This window comes from Kitasatospora sp. NPDC057936 (assembly GCF_042887525.1).
Lineage (GTDB): Bacteria > Actinomycetota > Actinomycetes > Streptomycetales > Streptomycetaceae > Kitasatospora.
The window spans coordinates 61388-85901 of record NZ_JBHVPD010000021.1 but is presented as its reverse complement, the minus strand read 5'-3'; the positions used below and the strand labels follow the sequence as shown (position 1 = coordinate 85901).

17 protein-coding genes and 1 tRNA gene are annotated in these 24514 nt (G+C 72.3%); 17 read left to right on the top strand and 1 reads right to left on the bottom strand.

The features are described 5' to 3' along the window. Nucleotides 1-256 precede the first annotated feature (256 nt). The 11 genes from ACFVU9_RS14365 (at nt 257) to ACFVU9_RS14315 (ending at nt 16364) form a co-directional block, all read left to right on the top strand. The gene (locus tag ACFVU9_RS14365) at nt 257-625 is read left to right on the top strand and encodes a cyclophilin-like fold protein (RefSeq protein ID WP_380499072.1); all 369 of its coding nucleotides are present in this window, start codon (nt 257-259) and stop codon (nt 623-625) included. Between the two features lie 198 nt (nt 626-823). Then, nucleotides 824-1594, top strand: a complete 771-nt coding sequence (locus tag ACFVU9_RS14360; RefSeq protein ID WP_387593362.1) for a hypothetical protein — start codon at nt 824-826, stop codon at nt 1592-1594. Nucleotides 1595-1675: 81 nt separating this feature from the next. Beyond that, nucleotides 1676-3208 (top strand): methyltransferase, encoded by a 1533-nt coding sequence (locus tag ACFVU9_RS14355; RefSeq protein WP_387593359.1) that lies wholly within the window; start codon nt 1676-1678, stop codon nt 3206-3208. Between the two features lie 214 nt (nt 3209-3422). Continuing rightward, nucleotides 3423-3881, top strand: coding sequence for a DUF3592 domain-containing protein (locus ACFVU9_RS14350; RefSeq protein WP_387593357.1), 459 nt, complete (start codon nt 3423-3425; stop codon nt 3879-3881). Nucleotides 3882-4248: 367 nt separating this feature from the next. Further along, a complete protein-coding gene (gene topA / locus ACFVU9_RS14345; protein WP_387593354.1) occupies nt 4249-7143 on the top strand; it encodes a type I DNA topoisomerase in 2895 nt (964 codons plus the stop codon). 260 nt (nt 7144-7403) lie between these two features. Then, a complete protein-coding gene (gene tmk, locus ACFVU9_RS14340) occupies nt 7404-10814 on the top strand; it encodes a dTMP kinase (RefSeq protein ID WP_387593351.1) in 3411 nt (1136 codons plus the stop codon). 375 nt (nt 10815-11189) lie between these two features. Further along, the gene (locus ACFVU9_RS14335; protein WP_380496686.1) at nt 11190-12401 is read left to right on the top strand and encodes a DNA polymerase III subunit delta'; all 1212 of its coding nucleotides are present in this window, start codon (nt 11190-11192) and stop codon (nt 12399-12401) included. 223 nt (nt 12402-12624) lie between these two features. Continuing rightward, complete coding sequence (locus ACFVU9_RS14330; protein ID WP_380435566.1) at nt 12625-13770, top strand: hypothetical protein; 1146 nt, start codon at nt 12625-12627, stop codon at nt 13768-13770. An 82-nt stretch (nt 13771-13852) separates the two neighbouring features. Then, nucleotides 13853-15445: an alpha/beta hydrolase gene (locus tag ACFVU9_RS14325; RefSeq protein ID WP_387593348.1), complete on the top strand. Its 1593-nt coding sequence runs from the start codon at nt 13853-13855 to the stop codon at nt 15443-15445. Between the two features lie 102 nt (nt 15446-15547). Then, nucleotides 15548-16207: a leucine efflux protein LeuE gene (leuE, locus tag ACFVU9_RS14320; protein WP_380435570.1), complete on the top strand. Its 660-nt coding sequence runs from the start codon at nt 15548-15550 to the stop codon at nt 16205-16207. A gap of 80 nt (nt 16208-16287) precedes the next feature. Beyond that, nucleotides 16288-16364, top strand: a tRNA-Thr gene (locus ACFVU9_RS14315). Nucleotides 16365-16410: 46 nt separating this feature from the next. Here the strand turns inward: ACFVU9_RS14315 and ACFVU9_RS14310 are convergent. Beyond that, nucleotides 16411-16563 carry a hypothetical protein gene (locus tag ACFVU9_RS14310; protein WP_387593345.1) on the bottom strand — a complete coding sequence of 51 codons (153 nt, stop codon included), beginning with the start codon at nt 16561-16563 and terminating at the stop codon, nt 16411-16413. Nucleotides 16564-17060: 497 nt separating this feature from the next. On the opposite strand from ACFVU9_RS14310, the gene ACFVU9_RS14305 reads away from it, so the two are divergent. From ACFVU9_RS14305 to ACFVU9_RS14280, 6 genes are all read left to right on the top strand, one after another. Continuing rightward, the gene (locus ACFVU9_RS14305) at nt 17061-18221 is read left to right on the top strand and encodes an acetyl-CoA carboxylase biotin carboxylase subunit family protein (RefSeq protein ID WP_380504110.1); all 1161 of its coding nucleotides are present in this window, start codon (nt 17061-17063) and stop codon (nt 18219-18221) included. Nucleotides 18222-18351: 130 nt separating this feature from the next. After that, nucleotides 18352-19755: a diaminobutyrate--2-oxoglutarate transaminase family protein gene (locus ACFVU9_RS14300; RefSeq protein ID WP_380504113.1), complete on the top strand. Its 1404-nt coding sequence runs from the start codon at nt 18352-18354 to the stop codon at nt 19753-19755. Beyond that, a complete protein-coding gene (locus tag ACFVU9_RS14295; protein ID WP_380435618.1) occupies nt 19752-20972 on the top strand; it encodes a hypothetical protein in 1221 nt (406 codons plus the stop codon). The genes ACFVU9_RS14300 and ACFVU9_RS14295 overlap by 4 nt, the downstream gene beginning before the upstream one ends. Next, a complete protein-coding gene (locus tag ACFVU9_RS14290; protein ID WP_387593341.1) occupies nt 20962-22137 on the top strand; it encodes a hypothetical protein in 1176 nt (391 codons plus the stop codon). The genes ACFVU9_RS14295 and ACFVU9_RS14290 overlap by 11 nt, the downstream gene beginning before the upstream one ends. 11 nt (nt 22138-22148) lie before the next feature. Then, nucleotides 22149-23219 (top strand): LLM class flavin-dependent oxidoreductase, encoded by a 1071-nt coding sequence (locus ACFVU9_RS14285; RefSeq protein WP_380435622.1) that lies wholly within the window; start codon nt 22149-22151, stop codon nt 23217-23219. A 48-nt stretch (nt 23220-23267) separates the two neighbouring features. After that, nucleotides 23268-24509, top strand: coding sequence for an acetyl-CoA carboxylase biotin carboxylase subunit family protein (locus tag ACFVU9_RS14280; protein WP_387593338.1), 1242 nt, complete (start codon nt 23268-23270; stop codon nt 24507-24509). Nucleotides 24510-24514: the final 5 nt, after the last annotated feature.

Sequence of the window (24514 nt, the reverse complement as noted above, 5' to 3'; positions counted from 1 at the left end):
GGACCGGGAGGACCGGACGGTCTCCGGCTTCGCCGGGCGGACCCCTGAGCCTGCGTGGCCGCAGCGCCGTGACGCCGCAGTGCCGTGACGCCGCAGTGCCGTGACGCCGCAGTGCCGTGACGCCGTGCGTCCATTCCTCGGGATCCCGTTGACAAACTGTTGAATCCGGCGGTTCGCTGCTTTCGGCACGACCGGGTCCGATCGACGATCGACCATCCACGATCGACGATCGGACCTGTCGCGGAAGAGGACGACCATGCGGATACGCATTCTGTGGCCGGCCGGTCAGGCGACCGCCACCCTGCGGGCCACCCCCACCGCCGAGGCGCTCTGGGCCGAGCTGCCGATCGGCTCCTCGGCCAGCACCTGGGGCGAGGAGGTCTACTTCGGGACGCCGGTCAGCGTGCTGCGGGAGGACGACGCCGAACAGGTCGTCGAGCCGGGCACGGTGGCGTTCTGGACGGACGGCGACAGCCTCGCCCTGCCGTACGGGCCGACGCCGATCTCGCGCGGTGACGAGTGCCGGCTGGCCAGCCCCTGCAACATCCTCGGCGCGCTGGACGGCGACGCCCAGGTGCTGCGGACGGTCCGGCCGGGGGACCCGATCCGCGTCGAGCGCGCCTGAGTTCGGGCCGGTACGTACCGGGTCAGGGCCGGGTGCGTACCGGTTTCGGGCTGAGCGAGGCCCGGGGTGCGCCCGGGGCGTGCCCGGGGCCGGCCTTCGTCGGGCCCGAACCCGGCCAGGGCGGCCGGGAACCGGGGAGCGGATCGGCGGCGTGTAGGTTCGACGACCGAAGACGACCGAACCGAAAGGCTTCTCCCGGTGAACAAGCGACTGCTGGCCGTACCCGCCCTCGGCGTGCTGCTCGCGTTCGGAGCCGTCGGCTGCGGCGACGACAACAGCAAGCAGCTGGAGTCCTGGGCGTCGAACGTCTGCGGCGCGGCCAAGGACCCGATCGCCCAGGCCCAGACCGCGCTCGCCGACACCGGCCAGGTGAAGACCGGCGAGGCCCCGGCCGACCTGCAGAAGCGGCTCTCCGCCGACGTCGGGCGTCTCGCCAAGACCAACCAGGACATCGCGAAGGCGATCGACGCGGCGGGGGCGCCGAAGGTCGACGACGGCGCCAACCTGCAGAAGGACACCGTCGCCGAGCTGAACAAGGCGGCCGACGGCTACCTGGACGTCCAGAAGAAGCTGGACGCGCTGTCCAGCGCCGACCAGTCCAAGTTCGCGGACGGGCTGCGCAGCGTCGCCGACCAGGTGCAGCAGCTGGCCACGCTGTCCACCCAGGCGCAGGGCAAGCTCCAGCGCGGCGACCTCGGTGCGGCCATGGCCAAGCAGGACGGCTGCAAGCCCTCCGCGGCCACCGCCGCCCCGAGCGCCGGGTCGGCCACTCCCGCTCCGAGCGGCGGCGGCACGGCCCCGGCGACGGCTCCGGGCACCGCCGCACCGACCGACGGCGCGACCGGCGCCCCCTCCGCCGCGCCCGGCGGCACCCCGGCCCCGTCCGCGACGGGCAGCGCCGGCCCGGCGGCCACGCCCGCCACCACGCCGGCCGCCGCCCCGTCCGAGCCCGCGCCCAGCGCGAGCTGACCCGCCGCACGCCCGAGGCACACCCGTCGCGCCCGGCCCGGGCACGGCGGGTGCGCCCGCGGCCCGGGGGACAATGGCGGGGTGATCAGTAGCCCCGTTCTCGACCCCACCCGCCTCGCCAAGCTGCGCGAGGCGCTGCTCGCCGCCTCGTTCACCGCCGACGGCTGCCTCGACCTGCTCGGGCCCACCGGCTACGCGGCGCTGGCCCGCAGCGAGGCGGTTCCGGCGCTGCGCGCGACCCGCGGCGACGGCCCGCTGGAGACGCTGGTCCGGCTGTTCCTGCTCCAGCAGCCGGTGCCCTACAAGGCGGCCGCGGCCGCGCTGCCGGTCGAGGACTGCCTCGCGGACGGCTGGCTGCGCCCGGACGGCGATCTGGTGCGTGCCACCGTGGACGTCCGCCCCTACGCCAACGAGGTCGCCGGGCTGCCCAGTTCGGACGCCTGGGTGGTCTCCGACCTGGGCTGCGCGGTGGGCGGCGCGGGCGGTATCGGCTCCGGCGAGACGGCGCACGGTGTGGCCCGAAGGGACCTGGTGCTCGGGGTCGGCGGCGCCTCCACGACGCTGGCCAACATCACCGTGCGCCGGCCCGTCCGCGCCGCGCTGGACCTCGGTTCGGGCTCCGGCGTGCAGGCGCTGCACGCGGCCCGGCACGCCCAGAAGGTGACCGCCACCGACCTCAACCCGCGCGCGCTGCGCTTCTCCGAGCTGACCCTGGCGCTGTCCGGTTTCGACAACACCGAGGCCGCCGCCGGGAGCCTCTTCGAGCCGGTCGGGGAGCGGAAGTTCGACCTGATCGTCTCCAACCCGCCGTTCGTGATCTCGCCGGCCGGCCGGTTCATCTACCGCGACGGCGGCATGGCCGGCGACGACCTGTGCCGCACCCTGGTCCGTTCCGCGGCTGCCCACCTGGAGCCGGGCGGCTACTGCCAGTTGCTGGCCAATTGGCAGCACGTCAAGGGCGAGGACTGGCACGAGCGGCTGGCCGGCTGGGTCGCGGGCACCGGGCTGGACGCCTGGATCGTCCAGCGCGAGGTCCAGGACGTCGCCCAGTACGCCGAGTTGTGGCTGCGCGACGGCGGCGACCACCGCGGTCCGGGCGGCGACTACCAGGCCCGTTACGGCGAGTGGCTGGACGCGTTCGAGACGGGCCGGGTCGAGGGCATCGGCATGGGCTGGATCACCCTGCGGGCGAGCGGCGCCGAGCGTCCGACGGTCCGGGTGGAGGAGTGGCCGCACCCGGTGGAGCAGCCGCTCGGTCCGCACATCGAGGAGTGGTTCGACCGGCAGGACTTCCTGCGCTCGCACGACGACGCGGGCCTGCTCGCGGCCCGGTACGTGCTGGCCGACGAGGTCGTCCAGGAGCAGGTCGGCGCGCCCGGCGCGGAGGACCCGGAGCACGTGATCCTGCGTCACAACCGCGGCATGCGGCGGGCCACCAAGGTGGACACCGTCGGTGCGGGCTTCGTCGGCGTCTGCGACGGGACGCTGGCGGCGGGCGAGATCGTGGACGCCATCGCCCAGTTGCTCGGCGAGGACCGGGTCGTCCTGCGGGACCGCGTGCCGGAGTCGCTGCGGCTGCTGACCGAGCAGGGCTTCATCCGCCCCGTCGCCTGAGCCGAAGCCCCGGCGCCCACTGCCCGAACGGGACGGGCACCCGCCTGCCAGGACGGGACGGGCGCCTGCCTCCCGGACCGGGCGGGCGCCCGGTTCACCTCCCGGTAGCCCCCGGTTCGTCCGTCGGCCTCCCGGCGGCCGTCCCGCGTTGGCCGCCCGCTGCGAGGCTCTGTCCACAGGCTGTGGACAGAGCTGGGGAGCCGGGGGGCGAGGGGTGGACAGGACGACGGCGGTCGTGGGCGGGCTGGTGCTCGCCCTGTTCGGTGGCGCGCTGCTGCTCTGGTGCGCCGCCGAAGTGCGCCTTCGCCACCGGGTCCGCCGCCGGGGGGTGCCGGCCGAGGCCGTCGTGGTCGCCGAGGACGACGCGCGCGGCGAGCTCGACAGCGCGCCGCTGCTCGCCTTCTCGGCGCTGCCGTCGGTCGGCGGCCCCGGGCCGGGGCGGTGCGCCGAGCGGGTGCTCGCCCGTCCGCGCGGCCACACGCCGCTGCGCCGTCCCGTCCGCTTCGCCCCCGGCATGTCCGTCCGGATCTGTTACGACCCGCGCCGCCCGGACCGGGTCGTGCTGGCGGCGGGGGAGATCAGCCGCCCGGCGGTGGCGGACCTGCTGTGGAGTGCCCTCGGGACCTGCTGCCTGGCGGCCGGGACGGGCCTGCTGGCGGCCGTCGTCGGCTGAATCCGCAGGGCCGCGGCCGGTTCGGTCGGCCGCCCCGGCGGACCGCACCATCCGGAGCCCCGCGCTCCGCGGATACTCCGTTGACAGATCTTGAAATCCGTCATTCCATCCTCCGGAACCCGCCGATGCCCCCCTCCACGGGGCGCGATGCTCCATCATCGGGTTACCGTTCGAGTGGCGTCGGTGGGCCTGGCAAGTGAAAACGCGGGATCCGTCCGTTTGACAAGGGTGGCCGGGGTACGGTCACACTCCGCTGGTGGGGTCGTCGTTCAGCGGCAGCCCCGGGACGGTGGAGGGGTCGGGCGGAGCGCAGCCCGTGCTGCTGGCGCCGACCAGCTCACATAACGACCGGGAGAGAAGAGCGAAGGTGTCCCCGAGCAGCGAGACCGCGCACGGACAGCGACTCGTCATTGTCGAGTCGCCGGCCAAGGCGAAGACGATCAAGGGCTACCTTGGCCCCGGCTACATCGTCGAGGCGAGCGTCGGGCACATCCGCGACCTGCCCAGCACCGCGGCCGAGGTGCCGGACAAGTACACCGGCGAGGTGCGCCGCCTCGGGGTGGACGTGGACCACGACTTCGCTCCCATCTACGTGGTCAACGCGGACAAGAAGTCCCAGGTCAGCAAGTTGAAGTCGCTGCTCGCGGAGTCCGACGAGCTCTTCCTCGCCACCGATGAGGACCGCGAGGGCGAGGCCATCGCGTGGCACCTCCAGCAGGTCCTGAAGCCCAAGGTGCCGGTGCACCGCATGGTGTTCCACGAGATCACCAAGACCGCGATCCAGGAGGCGGTGGCCAACCCGCGCGAGCTGAACCAGCGCCTGGTCGACGCCCAGGAGACCCGTCGCATCCTCGACCGCCTCTACGGCTTCGAGGTCTCGCCGGTGCTGTGGAAGAAGGTCATGCCGAAGCTCTCGGCCGGCCGCGTGCAGTCCGTCGCGACCCGCCTGGTGGTCGAGCGCGAGCGCGAGCGGATGGCCTTCCGCAGCGCGTCCTACTGGGACCTCGTCGGCACCTTCAGCACCGGCCGCACCCCGGCCGACGCGGCCAACCCGGAGACCTTCGGCGCCCGGCTGTCGAGCGTCGACGGCAAGCGGATCGCCAGCGGCCGCGACTTCGGTTCGGACGGCCGGCTGAAGGCCGGCAGCGCCAACACGCTCCACCTGGACGAGCAGGCCGCCCGCCAGCTGGTCGTCGCCCTGGAGCGGACCTCGTTCGGCGTCCGCAGCGTCGAGTCCAAGCCCTACCGCCGCTCGCCGTACGCGCCGTTCCGCACCACCACGCTCCAGCAGGAAGCCAGCCGCAAGCTGGGCTTCGGCGCCAAGCGGACCATGCAGGTGGCCCAGAAGCTGTACGAGAACGGCTTCATCACCTATATGCGCACCGACTCGACCACGCTGTCGGACACCGCGATCTCCGCCGCCCGCGCCCAGGTCACCCAGCTGTACGGCGCCGACTACCTGCCGGACGCCCCGCGCACCTACGCCAGCAAGGTCAAGAACGCCCAGGAGGCGCACGAGGCCGTCCGCCCCTCCGGCGACCGCTTCCGCACCCCGGCCGAGACCGGCCTGAGCGGCGACGACTTCCGGCTGTACGAGCTGATCTGGATGCGCACCGTCGCCTCCCAGATGAAGGACGCGGTCGGCCAGTCCGTCACCGTCCGGGTCGGCGGTACCTCCGCCGACGGCCGGGACGTCGAGTTCTCCGCCTCCGGCAAGATCATCACCTTCCACGGCTTCCTCAAGGCCTACGTCGAGGGCGCGGACGACCCGAACGCCGAGCTCGACGACCGCGAGCGCAGGCTGCCGCAGGTCGTCCAGGGCGACCCGCTGGCCGCCGAGCAGCTCACCTCCGAGGGCCACGCGACCAAGCCGCCGGCGCGCTACACCGAGGCCTCGCTGGTCAAGGAGCTGGAGGACCGGGAGATCGGCCGCCCCTCCACGTACGCGTCGATCATCGACACGATCATCCAGCGCCGGTACGTCTTCAAGAAGGGGACGGCGCTGGTCCCCTCCTTCCTCTCCTTCGCCGTGGTCAACCTGCTGGAGAAGCACTTCGGCCGACTGGTCGACTACGACTTCACCGCGAAGATGGAGGACGACCTCGACCGGATCGCCGCCGGTGAGGCGCAGTCCGTGCCGTGGCTGAAGCGCTTCTACTTCGGCGAGGGCGAGGGCGTCGAGACCGGGCGCGCCGCCGACGCCGGCAACGGCGACGGCGACCACCTGGGCGGCCTGAAGGAGCTCGTCACCGACCTCGGTGCGATCGACGCCCGCGAGATCAGCTCGTTCCGGATCAGCGACGACATCACGCTGCGCGTCGGCCGCTACGGCCCGTACGTCGAGCGCGCATCCGCCGTCGAGGGCGAGCCCGGCCAGCGCGCCGACATCCCGGACGACCTGCCGCCGGACGAGCTCACCGTCGAGCTGGCCGAGGAGCTGCTGGCCAAGCCCAGCGGTGACTTCGAGCTCGGCCAGGACCCCGTCAGCGGCAACATGCTGGTCGCCAAGGACGGCCGCTACGGCCCGTACGTGACCGAGATCCTGCCCGAGGGCACGCCGAAGACCGGCAAGAACGCGGTCAAGCCGCGCACCGCCTCGCTGTTCCAGACGATGTCGCTGGACACCGTCACCCTGGAGGACGCGCTGCGGCTGCTCTCGCTGCCGCGCGTGGTCGGGGCGGACGCCGAGGGCGTCGAGATCACCGCGCAGAACGGCCGCTACGGCCCGTACCTCAAGCGCGGCACCGACTCGCGCTCGCTCACGAGCGAGGACCAGCTCTTCACGATCACCCTCGACGAGGCGCTGGCGATCTACGCGCAGCCCAAGCAGCGCGGCCGGGCCGCCGCGGCCCCGCCGCTGCGCGAGCTCGGCACCGACCCGGTCAGCGAGCGCCCGGTCGTGGTCAAGGACGGCCGCTTCGGACCGTACGTGACGGACGGCGAGACCAACGCCACGCTGCGCAAGGACGACGACGTCGCCTCGATCACGCCGGAGCGCGGCTACGAGCTCCTCGCCGAGAAGCGGGCGCGCGGGCCGGTGAAGAAGACCGCGAAGAAGGCCCCGGCGAAGAAGGCGACCGCCACCAAGACGGCGGCCAAGAAGACCACCACGGCCGCCGCCAAGAAGACGGCCGCGAAGAAGACGGCGGCCAAGACCACCACGGCCGCGGCGAAGAAGACGGCGGCGAAGAAGACCACCGCGAGCAAGACCGCCGCGAGCAAGACCGCCACGAGCAAGGCCACGGCCACCGACGAGGGCTGATCCTCCGACGGCGGCTCCCGGGCCCGTGCCCCCTTCACCGGGGGTGCGGGCCCGAGGCGTGTCCGGGGAAGGTCGTGTGGGCCGTTCGGGGGAGGGGGTCCGGACCGTTCGCGGAGGGGGCGTGGGCCGTGCGAGGGCGGTGGCGGGACCGTTCGGGGACGGCGGGTGTGTGTGCGGGGATCGTCACAACCCGGTGATGAGCCCGATCCGGAACGTCGTTCGTCTCTTTCCGGCCAACCCCCGACCGCTACGCTGACCGTATGACGAGCGAGGAGCAGCCCACCCCCAGCGCCGCCCCGGCCGCCAGAGCCGCCATGCCCGACCTGCCCGAGGTCGCGCCCGCCGGAACCCCGGTGGAGCGGGCCCGCGCGCTGCTGCGCACGCGGTCCTACCGGCGGCTGTGGACCAACCAGCTGATCGGCGGCACCGCCGACCGGCTCGGCCTGCTGGTGCTGCTCGCGCTCACCGTGATCGCGGCCGCCCTCGGCGGCGGGTTCGGCGAGCTGCCGCGCAGCCTGGCCTTCGCCGTCGCCGGGGTCTTCGCCGCCCGGCTGGCGGCCACCCTGATCGCCGGCGTCCTGCTGCTCGGACCGGTGCACCGGCTGGTCGCCGGCAAGCTGGACCGGCGCTGGACGCTGTTCGGCGCCGACGCGCTGCGCGCCCTGCTGATCGGCGTCGCGCCGTGGTGGATCGTGTGGCTCGGCTCCGGCCCGAAGCCGTCCGGCGCCGCCACGTACGTCCTGCTCGCCACCGTCTTCGTGACCGGCGCCGCCGAGCGCGTGTGGGCCGTCGCCAAGGACGCGGCCGTCCCCGGCCTGCTGCCGCCCGCCGACCCGTACGCCCCCCTCGCCGAGCAGCGGCCGTCCGCGGCCCACCTGGAGACCGTCCGGAGCGTTGACCGGTTCACCGGCTGGGTCTGCCTGCCGCTCGCCGCCGTCGGCCTGGTCGGCCTCACCCTGCTCAACAACATCTTCGCGGCGCTCGGCTCGGACTGGCTCCGGGCCCACCAGGTGACCTTCGCCGCCCTCGGCGCGGCCGGCCTGTTCACCGTCTCCGCCGTCCGCGGCTACCTCCAGCAGCTGGCCCTCGGCCCGGTCACCGCCGCCCCGTACTCACCGTTGCAGGGCCTGCGCGCCCCGACCGACGCCACCCCCGGCCCCGCCCTCAAGAAGGGCCGCACGGGCGGCGCCCCCTACTTCACCTTCGCCGTCGCCGCCGCCTACGCCTCGATGGCCGGCGTCGCCGCCCTCGCGCTGCTCACCGCCGTCGAGCACCGGGCCGGGCCGATCGGCTACGGCCTGCTCGTGCTCGCCGCCACCGGCGCGCCGGCCGCCGGCGTCCGGCTCACCCGGGCCACCCTGCCCGCCCTCTCCCGCCGCCGGCTGCTCGCGCTGGCGCTGATCACCGAGGGCGTGACCCTGATCCTGGCCGGGCTCGTGCTCGACTACGTCCTGGTCCTCCTGCTCACCGTGCTGGCCGGCCTCGCCGCCGGGATCGTCGTCTCGGCCGGGCGCACCCTGCTCGCCCAGGAGGTCGAGGAGGCCCGGCTGCCGAAGGTCACCGAGCACCTGTACGCGGTGCTGCGGGCCGTCGTCGGCGCCGCGGTGGTCGCCGTCCCGCTGATCGCCGGCGCCTACGGCGACGTCGAGTACGGCACGGTCGAGCCCGGCTCGTTCACCTTCATCCACGGCGGCGCGGCCCTCGCCGTCGCCACCGCCGGCCTGCTCACCCTGGTGCTGGCCGCCGTCGTGCTGGTCAAGACCGACGACCGGCGCGGCACCGCCCCGTTCGGCCGTGACCTGGTCGACGCCGTGCGCGGCGGCAGCGGCCCGGCGGCGCACCGCACCACCGGCACCGGTTTCTTCATCGCCCTGGAGGGCGGCGACGGCGCCGGCAAGTCCACCCAGGCCCAGGCGCTCGCCGAATGGATCCGCGGCAAGGGCCACGAGGTCGTGCTGACCCGCGAGCCCGGTGGCAGCCCGGTCGGGCAGCGGCTGCGCGGCCTCGTCCTGGACGTCGGCAACACCGGCCTCTCCCACCGCGCCGAGGCCCTGATCTACGCGGCCGACCGCGCCGAGCACGTCGAGAACGTCATCCGTCCCGCCCTCGCGCGCGGCGCCGTCGTCATCACCGACCGGTACATGGACTCCTCCATCGCCTACCAGGGCGCCGGGCGCGACCTCGCCGCGACCGAGGTCGCCCGGATCTCCCGCTGGGCCACCGGCGGTCTGGTGCCCGACCTGACCGTCGTCCTGGACGTCGACCCGACCAAGGCCCGGGAGCGCTTCACCGAGGCGCTGGACCGGCTGGAGTCCGAGCCGACCGAGTTCCACCAGCGGGTCCGGGCCGGTTTCCTCGCCCTCGCGGCGGCCGACCCCGCGCGCTACCTGGTCGTCGACGGCAGCCAGGCACCCGGCTTCGTCACCACCGCGATCCGCCACCGGCTCGACCGCGAGCTGCCCCTCTCCGAGAAGGAGAAGGCCGCCCGCGCCGAGCAGGAGCGGCTCGCGCGGGAGGAGGCCGAACGGCGCGCCGCCGAGGAGGCCCGCAAGAAGGCCGAGGCGGAGGCCGCCGAGCGCAAGCGGCAGGAGCTCCTGGAGCAGCTGCGGGCCGAGCAGGCGGAGAAGGAGCGGCTGGCCAAGGAGGAGGCCGAGCGGGTCGCCGCCGAGGCCCGCCGCAAGGCCGAGGAGGAGGCGCGGCGCCGCGCCGAGGAGGAAGCCCGCCGACGGGCCGAGGAAGAGGCGCGCCGCAAGGCCGAGGAGGAGGCCCGGCTCGCCGCCGAGGCCGCCGAGCGCAAGCGGCTCGCCGCCGAGGCGGCCGCGCAGGCGGAACTCCAGCGGCAGCGGGAGCTCCAGCGCGAGGAGCAGCGCCGCCGTGCGGAGGAGGCGCTGCAGCGCGCCGAGGAGGCCCGGCTGGCCCAGGCGGCCGCGCTCGCTGCGGCTGCGGAGGCCGCTGCTGCGGCTTCCGCTGCGGCCGAGACGGCGGTGGGGCGTGCGGAGGACGCGGCTACCACTCAGCTGCGGGCGCCGAAGGGCTTGGGTGCTCAGGGTTCGGGTGCTCGGGGTTCGGCCGAGGAGGTCGACGAGACCACCCGTGAGCTGTCCTTGCGGGATCGGCAGTCGGCTGCGGAGCAGACTGCGAAGCTTCCGGCGGTTCCGGCTGCTCCGCCCGTTCCGCCTGTTCCGCCCGTTTCGGCGGACCAGACCGCTGTGCTGCCCCGGGTGTCGGGCGGCCCCGCTGCGACGGACGAGACCGCCGTGCTGCCGAAGGTGCCGGCCGACGAGACCGACCGGACCGCAGTGCTGCCCAAGGTCGCGCCCGGCCGGGCCGAGGACCGGGTTCCCCCGGGCCTGTGGCGCGAGGAGCCCGCGGACACCACCCGCGAGCTTCCGGTGGTTGGCGAGGGGCAGGCCCCGACCGACGCCGCAGAGCCGCGCCGGCGGCCGGACTGGGCCGAGGAGACACCGATGGACGACCTCCCGAGCCTCACCGACACGCTGCTCGGCTCGCGCGATGAGTGGTCCCACTGGGAGCGGGGCGGCGGACCCGGCCAGGACCCGCAGGTTCCGCGTGGTGGCGCGGGAGCGGGCGCGGGCGCTGGCACCGGTTCCGAGGGCGATGGTGACGACCAGGGCAAGGGCAAGGGGCGCCGCTGGGGGCGCCGGAGCTGATCCTGCGCTGCGGGTTCCGCTGCGCGGGGCTTGGTGGCGGGGCATGGGCTTTCGGGTGGGTGGGGTTCGCCGGGGGTGGCTCCGGGGGTGGCCGCTCCGGGGGCTGGATGATTTTCCGACTGCCGACTCTGTGGGGTGGGTGGTTAAGACCGTTGGCAGTCTGAAAATCACCCGTCACGCCCCTCTCCGCGGCCACCCCCTCCGCCACCCCCTCCCGCAGCCCGACCCTCTCGCCTTGGGTGGGGTCGGGGGGAAAGGGGGGTTAGGTGGGTGCGGTGGTGCTGGGTGGGGTGTCGCTCGGACGGCGCAGTGGGTGTCCGGGCGGGCACGTATGCTCGACGGCGGAGCGCAGCCGTACGGAGCTTGGGAGCAGCAGTGGCCGTCTGGGACGACCTGGTGGGCCAGGAGCGGGTGGTCGAGCAGCTGACCGCCGCCGCCAAGGCGGCCGGGGCGATGGTGACGGCCGGCCGTGGCGCCGGGCCGGCGGAGGGGGCCAACGCCTCCCTGATGACGCACGCCTGGCTGTTCACCGGGCCGCCCGGGGCCGGGCAGGTCACGGCCGCGCGGTCGTTCGCCGCGGCGCTCCAGTGCACCAGTCCGGACCTCGCGCTCGGCGGCACGCCCGGGTGCGGGTTCTGCGATGGCTGCCACACCGTGCTGGCCGGCAGCCACGCGGACGTGAAGTACGTCCGGACCGACGGGCTGTCGATCGGTGTCGGCGACATGCGCGACCTCGTGCTGCGCGCCTCCAGCTACCCGACCGGCGGGCGCTGGTCGGTGATCCTCGTGGACGCCGCGCACCGGCTCACCGAGGCCGCCGCGAACGCGCTGCTCAAGGGCGTCGAGGAGCCCTCCCCCCGTACGGTCTGGCTGCTCTGCGCGCCCTCCGTCCAGGACGTGCTGCCGACCATCCGCTCGCGCTGCCGCCTGCTCGTCCTGCGCACCCCGGCCGCCGAGGCGGTCGCCGACATGCTGGTCCGCCGCGACGGCGTCGACCCGGACACGGCGCGCCTGGCCGCGCTCGCCGGGCAGGGCGACGTCGAGCGCTCGCGCCGCCTGGCCGTCGACGACCAGGCCAGGACCCGGCGCACCGAGGTGCTGCGGATCCCCCTGGAGGTCTCCGACATCGGCGGCTGCCTCGCCGCGGCCCAGCGCCTGGTGGACACGGCCAAGGCCGACGCCGAGGCGCTCGCCGAGACGCAGGACGCCAAGGAGACCGACGACCTGAAAGCCGTCTACGGCGCCGCCGAGGGCGGCAAGGCACCGCGCGGCATGGCCGGTGCGGTCAAGGAACTGGAGAAGCGGCAGAAGAGCCGGGCCACCCGCACCCGCCGCGAGACCCTCGGTGTCGCGCTGCTCGACCTGCTCGGCTTCTACCGCGACGTGCTCGCGCTCCAACTCGGCTCCACCGGCGCGCTGGCCAACGAGGACCAGCGGCAGGCGCTGAACCGGGTCGCCCAGGCGGGCCCCGCGGAGGGCACGCTGCGCCGCATCGAGGCGGTGCTCGCCTGCCGGCGGGCGCTGGACCGCAACGTCGACCCGCTGCTCGCGGTCGAGGCGATGACGGTGGCGCTGCGCGCGGGCTGAGGCGCGCGGGGCGGTTTAGGGGCGGGCGCGTTCCGCTTCCCGCCCTACCCCGGTGTCCCACCTTCGAGTGAACGGTCGGTACGCGCCGGGCACACCCGCGTGTGACCGCCGGGTCGTCCCGCACGCTGGGGGCCGACTGCGCCCCGGTGCCGGGGCCGTCGCGTCCCGTACGGCGCCGGGTCCGCCCCGGTCGTCCGGTCCTCCGCCCTAGGTGGTGCGTTCCGTGGTCCGCTCGCTCCTCGTCATCCCCCTGCTGGCGGCCGCCCTCGGCGGCCTCTGGCTGGCCCGCGGGGCCCACCTGCGCTGGCGCGACCTGCGGGCCGCCCAGGCGTACGAGCTGGCCGGCGACCGGTGGCCGATGCTGCTGCGGGCGGCCGGGGCGATGGTCTGCGGGGTGTGCGTCACGGCGCTGACGCTGCTCACCGCCTTCGGCGCGTTCGGCGGCATGACCCGGACCGCTGAGGAGCCGGCGGAGCGCGCGGAGCCCGCCGTGGACGCGGCCGCCGCGGGCGATGCGCAGAGCGCTGGCCCCCGGCAGCAGGCGGTGCCGCCCACGGCCGAGGCCGCCGTGGCCCAGGCCGCGGCGGCGACGTCGCCGGCCGCCGTGCCGAGCCGGTTCGACAGCGTCGGCCACCCGGGCGGCGGGGAACTGCTGCAGTCCGCCGTGCTCGGTCCCGACGGCAAGCCGCGCAACGTCCGGGTCTGGCTGCCGCCGCAGTACGCCAAGGAGCCGAACGCCCGCTTCCCGGTCGTCGTGATGCAGGCCGCGACCCCGCGCAAGACCGCCGACGCCGAGGTCCCGGACGTCTTCGAGGGCATCGGCTCGGCCCTGCAGACCGGCAAGGCGCGGCCGTTCATCCTGGTCGCCCCCGAGGCGCCGAACGGCACCGCGCACCCTTGCGACCTCGTCGCCGCCGCCCCGCAGGCCGTCGCCGACGACGCGGCGCTGCGCACCACCATCGCCGTCACCTTCCGCGCCCTGCCGCCCGGCCCGGCCTCCTGGGGCACCCTCGGCGTCGAGGGCGGCGCGCCGTGCGCCGCGGCGGCGGGGCTGGCCCGCCCGGACCTCTACGGCGCCGCGGCGGCCGTCTCCGGGCGGTACGACGCCGCCGCGCTCACCCAGGCCGGCGCGGAGGCGCCCACGGGGACGGCGGCGAAGCTGATGCTCGCCGCCGCGAAGGCGGACGCCGCCGGGCTGGACGCGGCGCGCAAGCTCCAGGCCGCGCTGCACGGCGGGGCCGGTCCCGCGGCCAAGGCGGACGTGCGGATCTCGGACAACGTGCAGGACTTCACGCCCGACCGTGAGCGGCTGCGGCTCGTGCGGCAGGCGGCGCAGTACCTGGCGGACACGCTGGGGAAGGCCTCCTGAGCCGCGCTTTCGGCGGGCAGCCGCCAGTGGTCGGACGGTCCGGGTGAAGTCGAGCGGATCGAATCGAATCGAAGGGATCCGGATGAAGGCCACCGGGCGGGTACTGGCCGCAGCGCTCGCCGCGGCCGGGCTCCTGGCGGGCGGGTGCAGTGCGGGCGTGCCCGCTTCGGGCGGTGGGGCGGAGGCCGCGTCTTCGCCGGGTTCGCCGCCCGCCGAGGTCACGGCGCTGGAGCCGCTGCCCGCCGAGGTGCCCGCCGAGCTCGGTGCGTACTACGCACAGCGGCTCGCGTGGCAGCCGTGCGACGACGGGTTCGAGTGCACCACCTTCAAGGTGCCGGTCGACTACGGTCGGCCCGCTGACGGCGACCTCGCCCTGACGGCCGTCCGCGCCCCCGCGATCCCCGGCGCGGCGGCCTCGCAGGCCGGGGGCCGGATCGGCTCGTTGCTGCTCAACCCGGGCGGGCCCGGCGGGTCGGCGGTCGAGTACGTGGAGGCCGCCGCCCGGACGTACGACGGCGGGGTCCGCGCCCGGTACGACCTCGTCGGGCTCGACCCGCGCGGCGTCGGCCGCAGCAGCCCCGTCACCTGTCTGAGCGGTGACCGGATGGACGCCTTCACGTCCGTCGGCTTCACCCCCGCCGACCAGCGCGAGGTCGACGCCCTGGTGGCCGCCGACAAGGAGTTCGCCGAGGGCTGCCGGGAGCGCGCCGGCGCGGCGCTCGGCCACGTGAGCACCGTCGAGGCCGCCCGCGACATGGACGTGCTGCGCGCGCTCCTCGGCGACGAGCGGCTCAGCTACGTCGGCAAGTCCTACGGCACGTTCCTGGGTGCCACGTACGCCGGGCTCTTCCCCGGGCGGGTCGGGCGGCTCGTCCTGGACGGCGCGATGGACCCGTCCCTCGACTCCGTGGCCGGCAACCGGACCCAGGCCGGCGGTTTCGAGACCGCCTGGGCGGCCTTCGCCAAGGACTGCGCCCGGCGCGACGACTGCCCGCTCGGCCGCACCGAGCAGGAGGCCGGCGACCGGCTCGCCGCCCTGCTGGCGGCCGTCCGCGCCCAGCCGCTGGCCACCACCGACGGCGGCCGCCGCCTCAGCCACGCCCAGGCCACCACGGGCGTCCTCGAAGCGATGTACGCCGACTTCCTGTGGCCCAAGCTGCGCGGCGCGCTCACCGACGCCGCGGCCGGGGACGGCACCGGCCTGCTGAAGCTCTCGGACTCGTACTACGGGCGCGAGCCGGACGGCTCCTACCCCAACCTGATGTTCGCCAACACGGCCGTGAACTGCCTCGACCTGCCCGCGCCCTTCGCCGGCCCGGAGGACGTCCGGCGGGCGGTGCCGGACTTCGAGCACGCCTCGCCGCACTTCGGTCGCGACATGGCGTGGATGGCGCTGACCTGCGCCTACTGGCCGGTGAAGGCCACCGGCTCGGCGCACACCGTCCGGGCCGCGGGCGCTGCCCCGATCGTCGTCGTGGGCACCACCCGCGACCCCGCCACGCCGTACGCGTGGGCCCAGGCGCTGGCGGGCCAGCTGGAGTCCGGGCGGCTGCTCACCTACGACGGGGACGGCCACACCGCGTACGGGCGGCACAGCGCGTGCGTGGACGGCGCGGTCAACCGTTACCTGCTGACCGGTGAACCGCCGGAGCAGGGCAAGCGCTGCGGCCGGTAGACGATCAAGGGCCGTCCCACCAGGTAGTTTCAGCTTCAATCGATCACCGGTACGACGTTACGATGAGCGCCTCCCCGCCCCCTCCTCTCCCCGGAGCGCACCGTGCTCGGTGTCAACAACCTGGCGACGTACGTCATCGGCGCCCTCGTCATCGTCCTGCTGCCCGGCCCCAACTCCCTGTACGTGCTGTCCGTCGCCGCCCGCAAGGGCGTCCGGACCGGCTACCGGGCCGCCGCCGGCGTCTTCGTCGGCGACTTCACCCTCATCAGCCTCACCTCGCTGGGCGCCGCCTCGCTGCTGAAGGCCAACCCGGCCGTCTTCGCGGTGGTCAAGTTCGGTGGCGCGGCCTACCTGCTCTGGATCGGCTTCGGCATGCTCCGCGCGGCCCGCCAGCTGTGGCGCGAACACCGCGCCGCCGCCGACGCCGGCACGACGGCGGACGAGCAGACGACCGGGACCGTCGAGCGGCCGTTCCGGCGCGCGCTCGTGATCAGCCTGCTGAACCCGAAGGCGATCCTGTTCCTCTTGTCATTTTTCACGCAGTTCGTCGACCCGTCCTACGGCCAGCCGGCGTTCTCCTTCGCCCTGCTCGGCGGGATCCTGCAGACCTTCAGCTTCCTCTACCTCACCCTGCTGATCTTCGCCGGCACCACCCTCGCCACCGCCTTCCGCCGCCGCAAGCGGCTCTCCGCCACCCTCACCAGCGGGGTCGCCGTCCTCTTCGCCGGCTTCGCCGCCAAGCTCGCCGTCTCCTCCGCCTGACCCCCGCCGCGATTTCCCGTTACGGATCACCCGCGAACCTGTGTAGACTGGCCCGCGTTGCCAGCGCGTAGGGCAGCGACGCCGCCTTAGCTCAGTTGGCCAGAGCAACGCACTCGTAATGCGTAGGTCGCGGGTTCGAATCCCGCAGGCGGCTCCATGGAAGGCCCAGGGCAGACATCGTCTGACCTGGGCCTTCGTGGTTTTCAGGGCTGGCTGGTCCTGCGGTCCACGCCCACGATCCGGTACGCCTCGGTGTAGCTCACGCCCTGCTGCACGAGCCGCGAGTACGCCTCCCGCTCCCGCACCGGCTTCACCCGGCCCTTCGGCCGTCGATCCACCCGAATCCCGAAGTCCATCGCACTCCCCGAACAGGAGTGTTGCGACAACCACTAGAAAAATCCACGTGGCCTGCGACGCCCAGGGCCTGCCCCTGGTGGTCGCCGCCTCCGGGGCGAACGTGCACGCGGCCGGGCGTGGAGTCCAAGGAGCGCCTGGGCAGGCACCGCCTGGCTGTTCGGCTACCGCCGTCCGACCGTCCGCTACGAACAGCAGGGCGGACACTTCCTGGCCTTCCTCGGACCCGGCCCCTCGTCCTCCTCGGCCTCGCGTGATCACAAAACGGACGTCACGCGACTGCGCCGAAGCCCTGAGTACCAGAGGGGGAACGTTTCGGGAACCAGCGCTGAGACCCTCGCCACGTCATGGTGACGAAGCGCTAAGGAAGTCCATGTTCAGTTTGCAGCGTGCCCACGCTAACGGGGACCGGTACCTTCTGCTGCTCGGTGCCGATCTGATGTTGCGTGAGCGAGCCATCGTTTCCGCCCTGCGTGCCTATCCCGGCCCGGTGATTGGTATGACGGAGGATCCCGTTTCCGGTGCGAACCGGTATTTCGACCACGTCCTCCCGGCCAGTCCCTACCACGCCAAGTCCGCGCTGAAGGCAGTGGAGGAATTCGAGCGGCAGACCGGCCTGAAGCCGGACGCGGTGGTTCCCATCTACGAGATGACCCTGCAGGCCTCGGTGACGATCGCCCACCACTACGGGTTGCCGGCGCTCTCCGACGAAGCGCTCCGGCTCTCGCGGGACAAGCACACGATGAAGGTGGCGTTTGAGGAAGCCGGTGTTCCCTGCGCCCGGCACCGGTTGTTCTCCACCGCCGAGGAGCTGCGAGCAATAGCCGCGGAGCTGGAGTTCCCCCTGGTGCTGAAGCCGAGGGACTTCGCCGGGAGCGTCGGGATCATCAGGGTCAACGCGGCTGACGAACTCGACGACGCCTATGAGCACTGCCGTTCCTCGCTCATGGAGGTCGCCGGGACCTTCGACCTCACTGACGGACGTTTCCAGGTGGAGGAGTACTTCGTCTCGACGCACGAGGTCTCCGTCGAGGTCATCAACTACGAGGGCAGCCGCGCGGTGCTGGCCGTCACCGACAAGAGCAAGAGCGCACCCCCGTACTTCGCCGAGACCGGCCAGCTGGTGCCGAGCCGGGAGACCGGCAACGCCGCACTGCGCGAGCTCGCGCTCAAGGCCTGCGAGGCGCTCCACATCGACCGCGGCATCGCCCACGTCGAGATCCTGGTCAACGGGGACGAGTTGAGCGTGGTCGAGGTCGGGGCCCGCCCCGGCGGCGACGGCATCATGGACCTCATCGACCGGGTCTACGGGTTCAGCCCGTACGACCTGCACATCGCGGCGTACCGCCGGACGATCGAAGAGCTGCCGCAGATCCCCGACACGCCGCAAGGGATCGCGGCGATCAGCTTCCTCAAGGCCGCCGGCGGCACGATCACCGGTGTACACCGGCCGCAGGGGTTCGATCCGGTCGAGCGCGCGCTCTATGTGACGGCGAAGCCCGGCGACCACTCCCGCCCGCCGACCGACTACCTGGGGCGCGAGGGCCTCATCGAGTGCTTCGAGCACGGGCGCGGTCCTGGTGACTCCCAGGAATTCCAGGCGCGGGTGGCGGAGCTGGCGGCGGCACACAGCGAGAACCTCTTCAGCGTCGAACCGTGACAGCGGAAAGCAGAGCGGAACGGCTCATCGAGATTGCGCGCGACGCGCTCCACTTCGCATTCGTCGCCCCTCTCGACCAGGGCATCAAGCAGTCAAACCCGGCTCCTGAGTGGGGCGAAAGGAATTCGTCGTGAGTGCGTCCGTTGTCACCAGTCTCCCGGGGCCCGCTTCGCGGCGGTTGCTGGAGCAGCAGGAGCGGGATGAGTCCTCGGCCCGTACCTATCCGCGACACACGCCGATCGCGGTCGCCGGCGGACAGGGTTCCTATCTGCACGACGTCGACGGAAACCGGTTCCTCGACTTTCTGAGCGGGGCCGGCGTGCTGGCTCTCGGCCACGGCAATCCCGAACTGATCGCCGCAGCACAGGCTCAGCTGAATGTCGCCACCCACATGCTCGACTTCCCCACCGAAGCGAAGTCGGAATTCTCCACCCGGCTCCTCGGGATGCTGCCCGAGGCCATGCGGGACCGAATGAAGATCCACTTCTGCGGGCCGACCGGTGCGGACGGAATCGATGCCGCGCTGAAGCTCTGCAAGACCGCGACCGGGCGGGCGGATGTGATCTCGTTCCACGGCGGCTTTCACGGCAGCACGCAGAGCACGCTTGCGATCACCGGGCTGCGTGGCTCGAAGGAGCACCTGCACAACCTGCTGCCCGGTACGACGTTCTTCCCGTACTCGTACTGCTTCAAGTGCCCGCTGTCTCTGAACCCGGACAGCTGCCAGGTCAACTGCGTGCGCTACCTGGAGAATCTGCTGGCTGATCCGAACGGCGGCGTGCGCCTCCCGGCCGCTGTGGTGCTCGAGATGGTCCAGGGCGAAGGCGGGGTGGTCCCGGCCCGGGCCGAGTTCGTCACCGAGCTCCGCCGGATCACGCGCGAGCGGAACATCCCGCTGGTGGTCGACGAAGTGCAGACCGGCTGCGGGCGGACGGGTACGTGGTACGCCTTCGAGCAGTACGGGATCGAACCCGACGTCATCGTCTCGTCCAAGGCCCTGGGCGGCGGCCACCCGGCTTCGGTCATCATCTACGACGAGCGGCTGGACGGTTGGGCGCCCGGCGCGCACACCGGAACCTTCCGCGGCAACCAGCTCGCCTTCGCCGCGGGTGCCGCCCTCATGCGGATCGTCGAGCGCGATGACGTGCTGGCGCATGTGCGCGAGATCGGGGAGTTCCTCCGGGCGGGACTGGACGCGCTGCAGCTGAACCACGCCATCGGCCCCATGATCGGCGAGGTCCGGGGGCGCGGGCTGATGCTCGGTGTCGAGCTGAACCCGCTCGGCAGCTGGACCGCGAGCGAGGTCGCCGGCCGGGTCCGGATGGCTGCGCTCCGCCGGGGGCTGCTCTTCGAGCTCGCAGGACGGGACGACTGCGTCGCCCGGTTCCTGCCGCCCCTGAACCTCAGCCGCGGGGAAGCCCAGGAGGCCCTGGACATCCTGGGCGCGGCCTTCGCCGAAGTGAGCGCCGAAGCGCTCGGTGCCCCCGTCGGCCGCCAAGACGGTAGTCACGAGAAGGAAGGGATCCACGTATGACGGCGACATCCGCAGCACGTTCGGAAGAGATCAGGGCTTCCTATCAGCGCTTCCCCCGGTGGACGCAACACGGCTGGACCTGGATCACCGGTAAGGCGCTCCCCGGCCAGCAGCCACTGGTTCGCCTGAACCCCGTCACGTACCTGATCTGCGACCTCGTCGCACTCGCGGCCGGTATCGGCAGTGCCTGGTGGATCGTCGCACGGGGTCCGCTCTGGACGCTCGCACTGCTGCCCTTGGCCTGGTGCCTCACCGCGTCCGCGGCGCGCGTGTGCTCGACAGTGATCGCGCACCACGCCATCCACACCCGTTTCACCGGGCGGATACGGCAGGACCGACTGATCCACCAAGTGCTGTCCACGCTCGTCTGCACCGACGACGCGGATCAGTACTACGAGGACCACGTCAATCTCCACCATCGCAAGGAAACCTTCGCGACCCTCGCCGATCCCACCATCCAGCATCTGCTCATGCTCGGTTTCCGGCCCGGGATGACCACCCGGGCGTTGCGGCGCCGGCTGGCTCTGATGATCGTGTCCCCGCGGTTCCACGCCGAGTTCCTGTACACCCGGCTGGCCCAGAACCTCGTCCGCTGTGCGCCGTACCGACGGGTCATGGGGTTCGCCTACCTGGCCGTCATTCTCGGCCTGGTGACCTGGCAGGGGGTGTGGTGGGAGTTCACCGTCGCCGTGCTGGTCCCGATGCTCCCGATCTACCACGTCGTCGCGCTGTTGGAGTTCCTCAGCGAGCACGCCTGGTTCAAGGCCAAGGACGGCAGCCTGAGCGGCCGGGCCTTCCATGTGTCGCACTCCTGGGGACGGTTCTGCGGTGACCCGCTGCCGCCGGTGGGCCTCGGCGGGGCCGCCGCGTTCCGCGCCTGGTTCCGATGGGGCGCCCGCCTCGTCTGCTACCACATCCCGGCTCGAGTCCTCGTCGTACCCGGCGATCTCGCTCAGCACGACTTCCACCACCGGCGGCCCTCGACCAAGGAGTGGGTCCGTGCGGCGTACGCCCGTCAGCACGACATCGACGCCGGACACCCCAAGTGGCCCGCGTACACCGACGTCTGGGGGATGGGCGATGCCATCGGCCGGGTGTTCACGATTCTGAGCCAGGAGAAGCCCACCGAATGGGGGCTCGGCGGCGAGAAGAGGCGCACGTCCGAGGGCGCGCAGGCAGCGAACTCGTCGTCGAGGATGGTGAACGATGCCGCGTGACCCCCAGCACCTGCGTGTCGTCAAGTTCGGTGGATCATCCTTCGTGGAGCTGGCGGACTACGCCCGGGTCGCTGCTCATCTGATCGAGCTGACCGGCGATGGCCGCACCGGGGTGATCGCCGTGGTGAGCGGGATGTCCGGCTCCACCGGACGTCTGCTCGAGGCGGCGTTGGCGGTTGATCCGGACCTGAAGCCGGAGGTGCAGGACCAGGCGCTGGCCACCGCCGAAATGCTGAGCGCCACTCTGCTCCGGGCCGCCCTGCACGCACAGGGGAGTACGGCGATCGATCTCTGGGCGCACCAGCTGGGCATCGTCGGTGATGACACCGCCACCCGATCGAGGATCGTCACGATCGACCCCGCGCCCGTGCTCAAGGCGCTGACCGAGCATCAGGTCGTCGTGCTGGCCGGTGGCCAGGCGGTGCGGCCCGATGGCCGCATCACCATGCTCGGCCGCAACAGCTCGGACCTCACCGCGGTCGCCATCGCCGGGGCACTCGGCGTCACCGAGTGTGAGATCTACTCCGATGTCCCCGGTGTGTACACCACCGACCCCTACACCGAACCCGCGGCTCGGCTGATGCCGGAGCTGTCCTACGCGCAGTGCGAAGCGATGTCGGACAGCGGGGCCAAGGTCCTGTTCGGCGGGTCGGTGGTGGCGGCCAGGCGGTACGGCGTCGCCATCGCGTGCCGGTCCCTGAGCGACGACCGAGGAACCGTCGTGGGTCCGGGGGCGGGCACGACCGCGGTGGTCGGTGACCGGAAGGCCCAGGTCTTCCGGCTCGCGACCGGTGTCGATCCCGACCAGGTCGCCACGCTGATGCGGGAGACGGGACTCGTCGCCGTGGCAGTGCCCTCCGCCGAGCCCGTCCTGGCGTTCACAGGTGACCAGCGTGGCGTGGCCGAAGCCCTGGCCGGCGCCGGGGTCATGGCCGAGGCCGTGCACGGAACCGGGTTGATGTCGGTCGTCGAACCGGACGGCACCGCCCGGCGGTGGTTGGCCCCACTGGACGAGGTGGACGCCCAGGTCCGGCGCGAACACGCCCGGCTGTATCAGCAGCCCGGTTCCACGGATCCGGCGCGCCTCGCACCGAAGGCCCGCTCGGCCAACAGCGGGCTGCTCATCGGCTCCGCCGGACACCGACCCGTAAACCTTCCGGAGTGAGGAGAACAACAGTGGAACCGCTGCGCATTCATTGGGACGTACCGACGGACGGGGGCGGCCAGGCCAAGCCCACGGAGAAGTACAAGCTGGGCGCCCTGGACATGGGCGAGATCACCGACTTCGTCAAGGAGGCCGAGGAACTCGGCGTCGACAGCCTCCTGTTCGGGATCGGGCACTACCTGCCGGATCCCGTGCCGATCATCGCGGCCCTCACCCAGCAGACGGAGCGGGTGAAGTTCATGCTCGCGTACCGCCCGGGGCTCCTTTCGCCGACGCTCTTCACGCAGATCGTCAACACCCTTTCCTGGATGTCCGACGACCGCCTCTCCCTCAACGTGGTCGCCGGGATCTCGGTGGCCGAGCAGGCCGGCTACGGTGATTTCCTGGACCACGACCAGCGGTACGCCAGGGCGGGTGAGTTCCTCCACATCCTCCGGGAATTCTGGGAGGGCGAGGTCCCGCAGACCTTCGACGGGCAGCACTACTCGATCAAGGACGCGGAACTGCACCTCGGCTACAAGGGTGGCAAGCGTCCCCAGATCTACATCAGCGGTGCCTCGGAGGTGGCGCAGCAGACCGCCCTCAGCTACGGCGACTGCTGGATGCGCTACGCCGACACCCCGGAAGGGATGCGGCAGGCGAGCCTGCCGTTGATCGAGGGGGGCTGCCGGGTCGGCACCCGGATGCATGTGCTCGCCCGGGAGACCCGCGAGGAGGCGCTGGCCGAACTCGCCGAGCTGATGGGCGATCCCGACCTCGAACACGAGGCGTGGATCCGCGAATTCGTCAAGAACGTCGACTCCGAGGCGGTGAAGTCCTCCTTCCGGCTCGCCGATCAGGCGAACGGAAACTGGCTCTCGCCCTACATCTACACCGGCGCCGTCCCCTACCGCGGAGGCCCGGCGCTGTGCTTGGTCGGCAGCTACCAGGAGGTGGCCGACTACCTCTTCCAGTACAAGCTCGCCGGCATCAGCGAGTTCATCTTCTCCGGCTGGCCGACCCGGCCTGAGATGAGGACCTTCTTCACCCACGTGGTGCCCCTCATCCGTGAGCTGGAGCGTGACGCGCAGCCGCAGTCATGACTGCTCGCTCGAGCCCGCTGAAATCAACTCACTGAAAGAGGGATCCCCATGCACATCGTGGTTCTCAACCGCTGGCCCAGGTTCTCCGACGAACGGCGCTGGGACAACGAACTTGAGCGATTCGAGGATCTCGACCATGACCGGCACCGGATCAGCTATGTGGTCGACGCGGAAGGGGCTACCGGAGTCCTTGCCGATCGTTCGCACATCGCGGATTTCGTCATGCTCGAAGATCTGACGGATCTCGCCGCGGTGTGTGCCGCCGTACGGGCAATAGCCGATCGCGTCGGACCCGTCGATCAGCTGGTGGCGTTGTCGGAGTATCTGCTGGACGTGGCCGCCCAGGTCCGCGAGGAACTGGAGATCCCCGGTCCGCGCCCGGCGGAGGTCAGTACCTATCGGAACAAGCTGACCATGAAGCAGCTCCTCGCCGACGCGGGTGTACGGGTGCCTCGGTTCGCCCCTTGCTCGGATGTGGAGACGACCACCCGGATCGCCCGGGACATCGGCTATCCCCTGATCCTCAAGCCGGTCGCCGGGGCGGCCAGCAAGGGCGTAAACCGCGTGGCGGACGAAGCGTCGCTCCGGTCGTGGCTGGCGAGCGTCGACAGTGCCGACTACCAGATCGAGGAATTGATCGACGGGACCGTCTACCACGTGGACGGATTCGCCGACCACGAGGCGCGGGTGCCCTTCCAGGTGGTGTCCCGCTACATCAACGACTGCCTTGCTTTCGAGACGTCGGGAGCACCACTCGGTTCCGTGGTCGTGCAGGAATCCGCGCTGAGGGAAAGGGTCGAAGAGTTCGTCCGGGCCTGTGTCGCCGCGCTCGACATGAGGTCGATGGCGATTCACCTGGAACTCTTCGTGACCAAGGACGAGGAGATCGTCTTCCTGGAGATCGCCGGGCGGGTCGGCGGTGCCGAGGTGCCGCATCTCATCAACCGGCTCTTCGGCGTCAACTTGAGCTGGGTCTGGCTGAAGGCGATCTGCGGAGAGCCCGTTTCCCTCCCGGCCAAGACGTCGGACCCGTCCGGTGGCTGGCTGATCATTCCCAAGCGTGACCAGCTCCCTGCCAAGGTGCTCCATCGGACCTCGATGCGGTCCTCGGTCCCGACGGTCTGGCGCGAACTCGTGCCCAGCCCGGGGGAGGTGCTGGACCCGGACGGCAGTTATGACGCCATCCACAGCGGGCGGTACATCCTCGTCGGGGACGAAGCACAGGTCGAAGCGGACATTCAGTACATCATTGAGAACTTCCGTATCGAGACCAGTCTGCTTCCGGCGTGAAGGGG

What these genes read in the sequence shown, in the direction of transcription:
- ACFVU9_RS14310 (WP_387593345.1), bottom strand. Translation starts at nt 16,563, where the DNA reads ATGGACTTCGGGATTCGGGTGGATCGACGGCCGAAGGGCCGGGTGAAG.
- ACFVU9_RS14290 (WP_387593341.1), top strand. Translation starts at nt 20,962, where the DNA reads ATGCCGCGTGACCCCCAGCACCTGCGTGTCGTCAAGTTCGGTGGATCA.
- ACFVU9_RS14325 (WP_387593348.1), top strand. Translation starts at nt 13,853, where the DNA reads ATGAAGGCCACCGGGCGGGTACTGGCCGCAGCGCTCGCCGCGGCCGGG.
- ACFVU9_RS14365 (WP_380499072.1), top strand. Translation starts at nt 257, where the DNA reads ATGCGGATACGCATTCTGTGGCCGGCCGGTCAGGCGACCGCCACCCTG.
- ACFVU9_RS14295 (WP_380435618.1), top strand. Translation starts at nt 19,752, where the DNA reads ATGACGGCGACATCCGCAGCACGTTCGGAAGAGATCAGGGCTTCCTAT.
- tmk (WP_387593351.1), top strand. Translation starts at nt 7,404, where the DNA reads ATGACGAGCGAGGAGCAGCCCACCCCCAGCGCCGCCCCGGCCGCCAGA.
- ACFVU9_RS14280 (WP_387593338.1), top strand. Translation starts at nt 23,268, where the DNA reads ATGCACATCGTGGTTCTCAACCGCTGGCCCAGGTTCTCCGACGAACGG.
- ACFVU9_RS14305 (WP_380504110.1), top strand. Translation starts at nt 17,061, where the DNA reads ATGACGGAGGATCCCGTTTCCGGTGCGAACCGGTATTTCGACCACGTC.